This is a genomic window from Rhodococcus aetherivorans (assembly GCF_011058165.1).
Taxonomy (GTDB): Bacteria; Actinomycetota; Actinomycetes; order Mycobacteriales; family Mycobacteriaceae; genus Rhodococcus; species Rhodococcus aetherivorans.
Map to the genome: position 1 here is coordinate 23,417 of NZ_JAALEG010000024.1, position 12,130 is coordinate 35,546.

At 71.5% G+C, this 12,130-nt stretch carries 12 protein-coding genes; 6 read left to right on the forward strand and 6 right to left on the reverse strand.

From position 1 onward, the window contains the following. Position 1: 1 nt before the first annotated feature. The 4 genes from G6039_RS12215 to G6039_RS12230 are packed head-to-tail and all read right to left on the reverse strand — an operon-like array spanning position 2 to position 3,610. On the reverse strand, positions 2 to 979 hold the full coding sequence (locus tag G6039_RS12215) for a glycine betaine ABC transporter substrate-binding protein (protein ID WP_029544709.1): 978 nt from the start codon (positions 977 to 979) through the stop codon (positions 2 to 4). Next, positions 976 to 1,782: an ABC transporter permease gene (locus G6039_RS12220; RefSeq protein WP_043801414.1), complete on the reverse strand. Its 807-nt coding sequence runs from the start codon at positions 1,780 to 1,782 to the stop codon at positions 976 to 978. The genes G6039_RS12215 and G6039_RS12220 overlap by 4 nt, the downstream gene beginning before the upstream one ends. Then, entirely contained in the window at positions 1,779 to 2,969 is a 1,191-nt protein-coding gene (locus G6039_RS12225) for an ABC transporter ATP-binding protein (protein WP_029544705.1), read from the reverse strand. Before G6039_RS12225 ends, G6039_RS12220 begins: the two co-directional genes overlap by 4 nt. Continuing rightward, complete coding sequence (locus tag G6039_RS12230) at positions 2,966 to 3,610, reverse strand: ABC transporter permease (RefSeq protein WP_029544703.1); 645 nt, start codon at positions 3,608 to 3,610, stop codon at positions 2,966 to 2,968. Before G6039_RS12230 ends, G6039_RS12225 begins: the two co-directional genes overlap by 4 nt. A 188-nt stretch (positions 3,611 to 3,798) precedes the next feature. On the opposite strand from G6039_RS12230, the gene upp reads away from it, so the two are divergent. Then, positions 3,799 to 4,422 (forward strand): uracil phosphoribosyltransferase, encoded by a 624-nt coding sequence (gene upp, locus G6039_RS12235; RefSeq protein WP_029544701.1) that lies wholly within the window; start codon positions 3,799 to 3,801, stop codon positions 4,420 to 4,422. A 379-nt stretch (positions 4,423 to 4,801) separates the two neighbouring features. Further along, on the forward strand, positions 4,802 to 5,497 hold the full coding sequence (locus G6039_RS12240; RefSeq protein WP_029544699.1) for an MspA family porin: 696 nt from the start codon (positions 4,802 to 4,804) through the stop codon (positions 5,495 to 5,497). 68 nt (positions 5,498 to 5,565) lie between these two features. Here G6039_RS12240 and G6039_RS12245 read toward each other — a convergent pair whose 3' ends face one another. Then, positions 5,566 to 7,038, reverse strand: coding sequence for a phospho-sugar mutase (locus tag G6039_RS12245; RefSeq protein ID WP_051446143.1), 1,473 nt, complete (start codon positions 7,036 to 7,038; stop codon positions 5,566 to 5,568). After that, positions 7,035 to 7,847 carry a purine-nucleoside phosphorylase gene (locus G6039_RS12250; RefSeq protein WP_029544695.1) on the reverse strand — a complete coding sequence of 271 codons (813 nt, stop codon included), beginning with the start codon at positions 7,845 to 7,847 and terminating at the stop codon, positions 7,035 to 7,037. Before G6039_RS12250 ends, G6039_RS12245 begins: the two co-directional genes overlap by 4 nt. Positions 7,848 to 7,912: 65 nt before the next feature. Here G6039_RS12250 and G6039_RS12255 point away from each other — a divergent pair, with 65 nt between their 5' ends. From G6039_RS12255 to G6039_RS12270, 4 genes are read left to right on the forward strand one after another with little or no spacing between them, the layout of a single operon-like run. Then, a complete protein-coding gene (locus G6039_RS12255; RefSeq protein ID WP_029544693.1) occupies positions 7,913 to 8,611 on the forward strand; it encodes an enoyl-CoA hydratase/isomerase family protein in 699 nt (232 codons plus the stop codon). 34 nt (positions 8,612 to 8,645) lie between these two features. After that, the gene (locus G6039_RS12260; protein WP_043801463.1) at positions 8,646 to 9,806 is read left to right on the forward strand and encodes a M20 family metallopeptidase; all 1,161 of its coding nucleotides are present in this window, start codon (positions 8,646 to 8,648) and stop codon (positions 9,804 to 9,806) included. Next, positions 9,803 to 10,957: a M20 family metallopeptidase gene (locus tag G6039_RS12265; RefSeq protein WP_006939637.1), complete on the forward strand. Its 1,155-nt coding sequence runs from the start codon at positions 9,803 to 9,805 to the stop codon at positions 10,955 to 10,957. The genes G6039_RS12260 and G6039_RS12265 overlap by 4 nt, the downstream gene beginning before the upstream one ends. A gap of 54 nt (positions 10,958 to 11,011) precedes the next feature. Continuing rightward, the gene (locus G6039_RS12270; RefSeq protein WP_006939636.1) at positions 11,012 to 12,052 is read left to right on the forward strand and encodes an iron ABC transporter substrate-binding protein; all 1,041 of its coding nucleotides are present in this window, start codon (positions 11,012 to 11,014) and stop codon (positions 12,050 to 12,052) included. Positions 12,053 to 12,130: the final 78 nt, after the last annotated feature.

Genomic DNA, 12,130 nt, shown 5'->3' on the forward strand with positions numbered 1-12,130 from the left:
CCTACTCGATGAAGCCCTTCTCCACGAGCCAGTCGTAGGCCACCTCGGCCGGCTCCCGGCCGTCGACGTCGATCTGCCCGTTCAGCTCGATGAGGGTCTCGTCGGTCAGCTCCCGGGTGACGGGTGCGAACAGGTCGGCGATCTGCGGATTCTCGGTGAGGGTCTCCTCGCGGACGACGACGGCCACGTTGTAGATGGGGAAGAACGTGCGGTCGTCCTCGAGCACCGCGAGATCGAGCGCCTCGATCCGTCCGTCCGTGGTGAACACCTCCCCGAAGTTGCATTCGCCCCGGGCCGTCGCCTCGTAGATCGCCCCGGTGTCCAGGGTCTTGATGTTCTCCCGCGGGACCCCGGAGCCGAGGGGGATCCCGTACGTCTCGAGCATCGGCTGCAGGCCGTCGTTGCGGTTGGCGAACTCGGATTCCACGCAGAAGGTGCGTTCGGCGACCGGGATGTTCGCGATGTCGGAGAGGGAGTCCACGCCGAGGCGCTGGGCGTTGCGGCTGGTGGCCGCGAAGCCGTAGGTGTTGTTCATGGGGGCGGGCGGCAGCCACGCCAGATCGTTCTCGCGCAGGTCCTCGTCGCGTACGGCCTGGTACTGGGCCTGCTCGTCCGGGATGGCCTCCTCGTGTCCGAGGTAGGCGATCCAGGCCGTTCCGGTGTACTCCCACTGGAGGTCGACCTGTCCCTCGAGGTGCGCCTGGCGGGAACTGGCGCTGCCGGGGATGTTGGTCAGATCCGTGACGTCCGCACCGGCCGAGCGCAGAAGGATCACCGCCATCTTCCCGAGCAGGACTCCTTCCGAGAAGTTCTTCGACCCGACCGCGACGCTCGCCCCGTCGAGCCGTTGGACGGACTGCAGGGGACCGGCGAGCTCGCCGGTGGGGACGAAGCCGCCGGCGGTTCCGAGTCCGCAGGCGGTCAGGGTCGCCGCGACGAGCAGGGATCCGACGATGCGGGGCAGCAGGATCCGGGTCACCGGCGCAGCCCCTTCGGTTGCACCGTGAGTTCGAGGACCCGGCCCGCCCAGTCGATGAGCAGGGCGAGCAGCGCCACGAGCAGGGCCCCGCTGACGAGCACCGGATACCGGAAGAGGGTGATGCCGGTGACGATGAGGGAACCGAGGCCGCCGGCGTTGATGAACGTGGCCAAGGTGGCGGTGCCCACGAGCAGGACGAGGGCGGTGCGCACGCCGGTCATGATCACCGGTACGGCGAGCGGCAGTTCGACGCGCAGCAGCACCCCGGCGCCGGACATGCCGATTCCGCGGCCGGCCTCGACGAGCGTGGGGTCGATGCCCTCGATCCCGGTGATCGTGTTCCGCAGCACCGGAAGGACGGCGTACAGGGTCAGGGCGACGACCGCCGTGCCGAATCCGAAGCCGAGCCAGATCGCGAGCAACACGATCAGGCCGATGGCCGGGGCCGCCTGGCCCGCGTTGGCGATCCCCACCGCCACGGGTGCGAGTGCGCGTGACCTCGGCCGGGTCAGGGCGATGCCGAGCGGGACGGCCACCGCCACGACGAGGATCGCCGAGACCACGGTGAGCCCGACGTGTTGCCAGAGCAGGGTCGTGATCGTGGTCCAGTCGAGTTGCCGGGCCTCGATCGAGTCGAGGTCGGCGTTGCCCCGCCACAGTGCCCACGCGGCGAACACCACCGCCACCAGGACGGGGATGACGACGAGCAGCCCCGTGTTCTCACGCCCCGCGCCGGCGTCGCGCGAGCGTGTCCCGGTTCCCGCGGCGCGCGACGGCGCGGCCGGCTCGGCGTCGAGGCTCATATGCGGCTCCCGGTGTCGTCGGCGCCGGGCCCCGCCGAGCGTGGACCGGTGGGGCGGATCCGGTTGGTGACGGACTCGAAGTTCACCAATCCGAGGAATTCGTCGTGCCGGCCGGTCACGATCGCGGCCCCGTGCGCCGAGGTGAGCATCGCGTCGAGCGCATCGTTCAACGTGGCGTGCCGATCGAGCGTGATCACGCCTTGCGGTTCGCCGGCCGGGACGGACTCGGCGCCCTCGAGCTCGTGCACCCACAGCCACGCCACCGGCCGCCGTCGCTGGTCGAGGACCACGACGGTGTCGTCGTCGTTCGCCGCGGCGCGGGAGACAGCCTCGGCGGCGGGGCTTCCCACGGTGGCGGTGGTGCCGTCGACGAGGTCGAGGTCGTCGACCCGGCTGAGGGACAGCTGCTTGAGGGTGGACCCGGCGCCGACGAACTTCTCGACGAACCGGTTCGCCGGTGCCGAGAGGATCACCTCGGGAGTGTCGTACTGGGCGACGTGCGCGCCCTCCTCCATGATCAGGATGCGGTTGCCCAGCTTCACGGCCTCGTCGATGTCGTGGGTGACGCACACGATCGTCTTGCGCAGTTCCTCGTGGATGCGCAGCAGCTCGTCCTGCAGCCGGTGCCGGGTGATCGGATCGACCGCCCCGAACGGCTCGTCCATCAGCACCACGGGCGGGTCGGCGGCCAGGCCCCGCGCGACGCCGACCCGCTGCTGCTGGCCGCCGGAGAGCTCCCGCGGGTACCGGTCGCAGTACTTGCCGGGATCCAGGTTGACCAGTTCGAGCAGCTCCACGACCCGGTCCGCGGTCCGTCGCTTGTCCCAGCCCAGCAGCCGGGGCACGATCGAGATGTTCTGGGCGACCGTCATGTGCGGGAAGAGGCTGCCGCCCTGGATCACGTACCCGATCCGCCGGCGCAGGTCGTCGACGTCCGCGGAACGGACGTCCTCACCCCCGATCAGGATGGTGCCGGAGGTGGGTTCGACGAGCCGGTTGATCATCTTCAGCGACGTGGTCTTGCCGCAACCGGACGGACCGACGAACATCACGATCTCGCCCGCCGGGATGTGCAGGCTCAGTCCGTCGACGGCGGGCCGGGCCTGACCGGGGAAGGTCTTCACCACGTCGACCAGGTCGATGTCGGTGCCGCTGATGCCCCCGGCGGAATGTGCTGGCGTGTTCATCGGGCTCGGATTCCCTTCGAGACGGTGACCTTGCCGATCGCGAGGAGCAGTGCGTCGAGAGCGAGGGCGAGCACGACCACGCCCACCGTGCCCACGAGCGCGGAATTCAGGGCGTTGGCGCCACCGATCTGGGACAGGCCCGTGAAGATGAACGAGCCCAGGCCGGGGCCGAGGACGTAGGCGGCGATGGCGGCGACCCCCATGGACATCTGGGTGGAGACCCGCACCCCGGCGAGGATGACCGGCCAGGCCAGGGGGAGCCGTACGCGGGTGAGGGTGCCGACCTCGCCCATGCCGAGGCCTCGCGCCGACTCGACGAGCGCCCGGTCGACGCCCTGCAGGCCGACGACCGCATTGCGCAGCACGGGCAGCGCCGCGTAGAACGCCACGGCGATGAACGCCGGGGTGACGCCGATTCCGACGAGCGGGATCAGGATGCCGAGCAGGGCGAACGACGGGATCGTCAGACCGATGGCACTGAGCGCGTTCGCCACCGGTTCGAGCCGCGGGACGCGCGTGACGATCACCGCGATCACGACGGCGACGATCGTGGCGAGGAGGACGGCCTGCACGACCAGGCTCACGTGCTGGTAGGCGCTGAAGGCGATCTGCGCCTTCCGCTCGTCGACGAATTCCCACATGCGCACCCGTCCCGTCTCCCCGCACGCCCGACTGTCACGATGGCACACCTGCGGTGGGCTTCGCGCCGAGACGGAGAACCGCGACGGAGAACCCGGCAGGCACGGACCGTCGATCGCCGCCCGAGGGCGGGTGGTCCGCGGCCCCACTCGGCGGCAGGCACACGGTGGCCGCGTTCTATCCTTCCGGCATGGATTCGCTCGTCGTCGACCATCCGCTCGCCGCCGCTCTCCTCACGACCCTGCGTGACGAGCGCAGCGACAACGCCGCCTTCCGGTACGCGCTGCGCCGGCTGACCCAGATGCTGATCTACGAGGCGATCCGGGACGCCCCGGTGGAGCAGTTCGAGGTGCGCACGCCCGTCGCGACCACGACCGGTGTGCGCCTGCAGCAGCCCCCGCTGCTGGTGCCGGTGCTGCGCGCGGGGCTCGGCATGGTGGAGCAGGCGCACGCGCTGATCCCGCAGGCGCGCGTGGGCTTCGTGGGATTGGCCCGGGACGAGAAGACGTTCGAGCCGGTGCCGTACCTCGAGTCGCTCCCGGACGACCTGTCCGGCCTGCCGGTCTACGTGCTCGACCCGATGCTCGCCACCGGCGGCTCCATGGTCCACACGATCGAGCTGCTGGTCACGCGCGGAGCAACCGACGTCACCGCGGTGTGCGTGGTCGCGGCCCCGGAGGGGGTGGCGGCGCTCGCCGACTCCGGTCATCCGGTCCGGTTGGTGACCGCGACGATCGACGAGGGACTCAACGAGGACAGGTACATCGTCCCGGGACTCGGGGACGCCGGCGACCGCCAGTTCGGACCTCGCTGAGGCGGCTCGCGGATCCGCTTGCGCCGCATCGGAGATCCGCATCGCCGCCGATAGAGTCCTGTATGTCCCCTTTGTCTGTTGTGTGACAGGATTACAATAGAGTTTCTTTTGGGATCTGGCGCGGGTCGGCTCCGTGGCATTGCGCGCCTCGCCGGCATCCGGCCCGGAACCCGCGAATCCGCAGGGCAGGAAGAGATTCCGGTCGCGGTGCCGGACGTGAGGGGGTCCGGTCCGGAGCGGCGGTGTGTCCGGCCGATTCCGTCTCGTTTCGGCGAAGATGATCAACTCGCCTTCCGGACGGGGCTTCTGTGGTTACGCTCGCCGAGATCGGTTGGTTCGTCCACTGCCCTCGACCGTCCACGAAAATGAGGTCCGCTCGATGATCAACACCTTCTCCGGCAACAGGTTTCGACAGTGCGCCCGGGCCACCGCACTCGGTGCGGCCGCAGTGCTGGGCATGGTGGTGGGGTCCGGCAGTGCCGGAGCCGCTGTCGACAATGCCCGGACGCTGCCCCTCGGCAACAACAACGCCATCGAAGTCCTCCAGGCCGACACGTCGATCCAGTCCTATCCGCCGCTCGACAGCTCGCCCGTCAGCTTCGAGTTCTTCCACGACGAGGTCGTATCGGTCAACATCACCGGTCCCGATGCCGACGCGTTCCAGGACACCAAGCTGACCATCGGGTACCAGATCGGCTACCCGGTCGCCCTCACGGGTGGCACCGTGACCATCAACACCCCGAACCTCGACTGGGAGGTCGGCAACGACTTCGGCGTCGGCGTCGAACTCGCCCCCGACTTCGCCCTCGGGCTCGACGCGGGCACCAGTGCGTCGCTCGGCGGATCGATCATTCCCTCCCAGGAGATCGCGGTCGATCTCGCGCCCGGCGGCATCACCGACGTGCCGTTCGTCCAGGACATGGAGTTCGACGGCAGGACGGCGACCGTCCGGCTGGCGGGAGTGCACGGCTCGGTCTCGGGAGCGCTCGGGCCGGTCACGATCCGGCCGTACGCCAGGGCTGTCACCTCGAACAACGACACCGTCGTCACGTACGGGGTGCCGCACCGCCTTTGAGAATCGTCGTCGCTCCGGTGCCGGCGGTGACCGCGACACGCGGGCACCGCCGGCACCGACGTGCGTGGTTACCCGTCGCTCAGCGCGGATGCCCACGCGCGCAACGCCCGTAGGCGCGCCGTCGCGCCGCCGCGGTCACCGTCCGGGGCGACCGCCTCGAGATAGCACTTGAGCTTCGGCTCGGTGCCCGAGGGCCGCACCACGACGCGCACCGACGCCCCCTCGAGTACCACCGCGTCCGTGCGCAGCGGGCCGGCCGCCGTCGCGAGGTCGGTGGCCGTGACCGGCTCCCCGGCGAGTTCGGCCGGCAGCGCGGACCGCAGCCGGCTCATGATCGCCCCGATCCGCGCGAGGTCGGTCACCCGGATCGAGACCTGATCGCCGAGATGCAGCCCGAACTCGCGGTACAGGGCGTCGAGAGCGTCGACGAGCGTGCGCCGCCGGGTCTTCAGCTCCGCGGCGTAGTCCGCGACGACGATCGCCGTGGCGATGCCGTCCTTGTCGCGCACCGCATCCGGGTCGACGCAGTGTCCGAGGGCCTCTTCGTACGCGTACACCAGCCCGTCGCCCGCGCGGGCGAGCCACTTGAAGCCCGTGAGGGTCTGCGCGTAGCGGGCGCCCCGCGCGGCGGCGAGCTTGCCGAGCAGGGACGAGGAGACGATCGTCGTCGCCACCAGTGCACCGCGCGGGGCCCCCGCGAGAATCCGGTCGCCCAGCAGCACCCCGGTCTCGTCGCCACGCAGCATCCGCCAGCCGTCGGGCGTGGGGACGCCCACGGCACACCGGTCGGCATCGGGATCGAGGGCGACGGCGATGTCGGCGCCGACCTCGGCAGCGAGCGCGAGCAGGGCGTCGGCGGACCCCGGCTCCTCCGGGTTGGGGAACTCGACGGTGGGAAAGCGCGGGTCGGGCGCGAACTGTGCGTCGACGACATGCACGTCGCCGAAGCCGGCCGCGCGCAGGGCTGCCACCGCGGTCTCCCCGCCGACGCCGTGCAGCGGCGTCAGCGCGACGCGGAGTTCCCGCGCCGCGGAGCGCGGCAGCGACGCGACGCGCGCGAGATACCGTGCCACCAGTTCGTCCCCCGCGGGTGCGACGGTGACGCGCGGCACCGACGCCGCGTCGCCGACGGCGTCGATCGCCGCCTCGATCTCCCGGTCGTCCGGCTCGACCAGTTGTGCGCCGCCGCGGGTGTAGACCTTGTAGCCGTTGTCCGTGGCCGGGTTGTGCGACGCGGTGATCTGCACACCCGCGACCGCGTCGAGCGTCCGCACGGCGTACGCCGTCACCGGGGTCGGGAGCGGGCGCGGCAACGCCACGACGTCGAAACCGGCGGCCGCGAGAACCTCTGTGGCGGCGGCGAAGAACTCGGCCGATCCGGTGCGCGCGTCGCGGCCGACGACCACGGTGCCGCCGGAGCCGCGCGCGTCGAGCCAGCGGGCCAGGCCCGCGGTGGTGCGGACGACCACGTCCTCGTTCATGCAGTCCGGGCCGTCGCCGACGGGGCCGCGCAGCCCGGCGGTGCCGAAGCGCAGGGTCACAGCCGGCCCGCCAGCTCACGCAGCAGGTCGCCCATGCGGGTGGCGGCGGCCCGTCCCGCCGCAAGGACCTCGTGGTGGTCGAGGTGCTCGCCGGTGATCCCCGCCGCGGCGTTGGTGACCAGGGAGATGCCGAGGACCCGGGCGCCGGCGGCACGCGCGGCGATGGTCTCGTGGACGGTGGACATGCCCACCAGGTCCGCGCCGAGGGTGCGCAACATGCGGATCTCGGCGGGGGTCTCGTAGTGCGGGCCGGGCAGGCCGGCGTACACGCCCTCGCCGAGGGTGGGGTCGATCTCGCGGGCGAGGGCGCGCAACCTCGGGCAGTAGGCGTCGACGAGGTCGACGAACTGGGCGCCGACGAGCGGCGAGCGTCCGGTGAGGTTGAGGTGGTCCGAGATCAGGACCGGCTGACCGACCGCGTGATCGGGCCGGATGCCGCCGGCGGCGTTGGTGAGCACGACGGTGCGCGCGCCGGCGGCGACGGCGGTGCGCACCGGATGCACGACGCGGCTCAGGTCGTGCCCTTCGTAGGCGTGGGTGCGGCCCGCGAGGAGCAGCACCGGGGTCTCGCCGACCCGCACCGAATGCACGGTGCCCGAATGTCCTTCGGCGGTGGGCGGGGCGAATCCAGGCAGTTCGCTCATCGGAACGTCGGCGACCGCCGTGCCGAAGCGCTCCACCGCGGCGCGCCAGCCGGAGCCGAGCACCACCGCGACGGAGTGCTCGGGCACGCCGGTGCGCTCGGCGAGTGCCGCGGCGGCGCGGGCGGCCTCGGCAGGGGGGTCGGCGATGGCGTCGGGTACTCCCATGTCGGTCGACCCTAGCGCCAACCGTGTTGTTACTCACCGGTAGGTTCTGGCGCTATCCTCTCCGCATGCCATACCTCGAACGCGACGGCGACGTCTTCGTCCTCCACCTCGGCGACCGCTCCGGCGGCGACACCGAGAACCGCTTCCACCCCGACTGGCTCTCCGCCGTCCACGCGCTGCTCGACGAGGTCGTCGCGCACGACGGCCCCGCGGCGCTCGTCACCGCGGCCACCGGGAAGTTCTGGAGCAACGGCCTCGACACCGACTGGATCTTCGGGAACCTCCCCGGGCTGCCGGGTTACCTCGATTCCGTCCACGAGTTGTACGCGCGGATCCTCACCTTCCCCGCGGCCACCGTCGCGGCGGTGCAGGGCCATGCGTTCGGTGCCGGTGCGATGCTCGCGCTGACCCACGACTTCCGCGTGATGCGGGCCGATCGCGGCTTCTGGTGCCTGCCCGAGGTGTCGCTGAACATGCCGTTCACCGTGGGCATGTCCGCACTGCTGCGCGAGCGGCTGCCGATCCAGGCCGCGGTCGAGGCGACCACGACCGGCCGCCGGTTCGGCGGTGGTGACGCCCTCGCGGCGGGCATCGTCGATCGCGCCGTCGACGGCGACACCGTGCTGGCCGCCGCCGTCGAGCGGGCCGCCGCCCTGACCGGCACCCGGGGCGCCAACCTGGCGGGCATCAAGCGCGGTCTGCACGCGCCGCTGATCGCGGCGCTCGAGACGAAGACGGACGAGTCGAACTTCCGCCTCGGGTGAGGTGCCCTCGTTCCGCCCGTGCCAGACTGAGCGGGTGACGAGCGATGCGGACAGGGCGATCGAGGCTGCGTCGGACGGCCTGATCGCCCTGTCGCATTCGATCCACGCCGAGCCGGAGCTGGCCTTCGACGAACACCGCAGCGCCGCGAAGATCGTCGAACTGCTGCGCGGCGGCGGATTCGAGGTCCGCACCGGGATCGCCGATCTGCCCACCGCGTTCGACGCCCGGTTCGGCAGCGGGGAACTCGTCGTCGGCATCTGCGCCGAATACGACGCCCTGCCCGGCATCGGGCACGCGTGCGGGCACAACATCATCGCCGCCGCCGCCGCCGGCGCGGGCCTGGGTCTCGCCGCGGTCGCCGACGCCCTCGGCATCACCGTCCGCGTCATCGGCACGCCCGCCGAGGAGACCGGCGGCGGCAAGGTGCTCATGCTCGAGCGCGGCGTGTTCGCCGACGTCGGCATGGCCCTGATGGTGCACCCGGGCCCGTTCGACATCACCGGGGCGACGTCGCTGGCCCTCGCCGACATCGCCGTCACCTACACCGGTCGCGAGGCGCACGCCTCCGCCGCCCCCGAATACGGCCGCAACGCCGCCGACGCCGCGACCGTCGCGCAGGTCGCCGTCGGCCTGCTGCGTCAGCATCTGCTGCCCGGCCGGCAGATCCACGGCATCGTCAGCGACGGCGGCACCGCCCCGAACATCGTGCCCGCGCACACCGAACTGCTGTACTACCTGCGGGCGACGACCGCGGACTCCCTCGCCGACCTGTCCGAGCGCGCCGGGAACTGCTTCGCCGCCGGGGCTCTCGCCGCCGGCTGCACGCACGAGATCCGCACCGTGTCGCCGACCTATACCGAACTGACTCCCGACCCGTGGCTGGTCCGGGCTTATCGTGAGGAGATCATCGGTCTCGGGCGCACGCCGCTGCCCGTCGAGGAGGAAGGATCGCGCCCGCTGGGCAGCACGGACATGGGAAACGTGACGAACGTGGTGCCGGGTATCCACCCGGTGATCGGTCTCGACTCGGGTGGGGCGGTGACCCACCAGGCGGCGTTCGCCGCCGCGTGCGTCACCGCCTCGGCGGACCTCGCCGTCCTCGACGGCGCCCGCGCGCTCGCCGCGACGGCGGCCCGGGCGGCGACCGATCCCACGCAGCGTGCACGGCTGCTCGAGAACGTGGTGCGCCGATGAACCCGTACATCGAGAAGTGGCTGGGCGAGCACACCGACGACCTGTCGGCGTGGCGCCGGCACATCCACGCCAATCCCGAACTGGCCCGTCAGGAGTACGCCACCACCGAGTTCGTCGGGAGCACGCTCGCCGCCGCCGGGCTCGAACCGAAGGTGTTGCCGCGCGGCACGGGCCTGATCTGCGATCTCGGCCCCGAGGGTCCGCGGATCGCCCTGCGTGCCGACATGGACGCGTTGCCCATGCAGGAGCTGACGGGCCTGCCGTTCGCCTCCACCGTGCCGGGCGTGACACACGCCTGCGGGCACGACGCACACACCACCGTCCTGCTCGGCACGGCGCTGGCGCTGCACTCGGTGCCCGAGCTGCCGGTGGGTGTGCGGCTGATCTTCCAGCCGGCCGAAGAGGTGATGCCGGGCGGCGCGCTCGACGTGGTCGCCGCGGGCGCGCTCGAGGGGGTGGCCCGGATCTTCGCGTTGCACTGCGATCCGCGGCTCGAGGCGGGCCGGGTCGGGGTGCGGGTCGGGGCGATCACCTCGGCCGCCGACACGGTCGAGTTGGTCCTCGACTCGCCGGGCGGGCACACCTCCCGCCCGCACCTGACGGGCGATCTGGTGTACGGGCTCGGCACCGTGATCACCGGGCTGCCGGGCATGCTCAGCCGGCGCATCGACCCGCGCACGAGCACGGTGATGGTGTGGGGCGCGGTGACGGCGGGCAAGGCCGCGAATGCGATTCCCCGCACCGGCATGCTGACCGGCACCGTCCGCACCGGCGACCACGAGACCTGGGAGCTGCTCGAGCCGATGGTGCGCGAGATCGTGCACGGTCTGCTCGCGCCGACCGGCCTGAGCTACGAGCTGGACTACCGGCGCGGTGTGCCGCCCGTCGTCAACGACGAGGTGTCGGCCCGGATGGTCGAGGACGCGGTGCGCGCGATCGACCCGGACGCGCTGGCGGACACCCCGCAGTCCGGGGGTGGGGAGGACTTCTCCTGGTACCTCGAGCAGGTTCCGGGGGCGATGGCCCGGCTGGGTGTGTGGCGGGGGACCGGGCCGAAGCTCGACATCCACCAGCCCGACTTCGATCTCGACGAGCGGGCCCTGGCCGTCGGCGTACGGGTGATGACGAACCTGGTCCTGGGATCAGGTTAGGCTTGCACAACCTGTACGTTGCCTGTGAGTCGTCGCTCACGCCAGGAGGTCCGGATGCATTTTCGACGCAGAGCTGTCGCCGTACTGTCGGCCGGGGTCGTCGCCGCCGTGTTGGCCGCGTGCGGCAGCGACTCGGGATCGGGTGAGTCCGAGGGCGGTTCCACCGGTGCGCTCACCCTGTACTCCGGGCGCAGCGAGAACCTGGTCGGGCCGCTGATCGACCAGCTCGAGGGCACCCTCGGCTTCGAGGTCGACGTCGTCTACGGCAGCACCCCCGAGATCACCGGAAAGCTGGTCGAGGAGGGCGGCTCCTCGCCGGCCGACGTGGTGTTCACCCAGGACGCCGGTGCGCTCGGCCTGCTGGACCAGGCGGGGCTGCTCGAGACGCTGCCGGCGTCGGTGACCGAGCTGGTTCCCGCCGACTACCGCGCCGCCGACGGCACCTGGGTGGCGACCTCCGCGCGCGCCCGCGTGCTCGTCTACAACGACGAGAAGGTGCAGCCGCAGGATCTGCCCACCGGCATCGACGGCCTGCTGGACCCGAAGTGGAAGGGCCAGATCGGCTTCGCCCCGACCAACGCGTCGTTCCAGGCGTTCGTCACCGGGCTGCGCGTCGCGCGCGGCGAGGACGGGGCCCGCGCCTGGCTCGAGGCCTTCAAGGCCAACGAGCCGGTGGCCTTCGAGGGCAACGGCCCGCTGATGGAGGGTGTGGACACCGGCCAGGTCACCCTCGGCCTGACCAACCACTACTACTGGTACGGCCTCGCGGACGAGCGCGGTGCCGAGAACCTGAACGTGCAGGTCTACTACTTCCAGGCCGGTGATCCGGGCGCGCTGGTGAACATCGCCGGGGCCGGCGTGCTGAAGACCACGGACCAGAAGGAGCAGGCGGAGCAGTTCGTCGCCGCGCTGCTCTCGCCCGAGGCCCAGGCCTACTTCGCCGACGAGACGGCCGAGTACCCGGTCGTCGAGGGCGTCGAGACCAAGGACCAGCTGCGTCCGCTGTCGGAGATCGGCAACTCCGACATCGAACTCGCCGAACTCGCCTCGCTCGAGCAGACCCAGGCGTTGCTGCAGGAGCTGGGATTCATCTGATCCAGCTCGCCGCTCTCCGTCCCACCCGGCGCAGCCGGCCCGTTCTCACGCTGGCTGCGCTGGGTGTCTCGGTGTTCG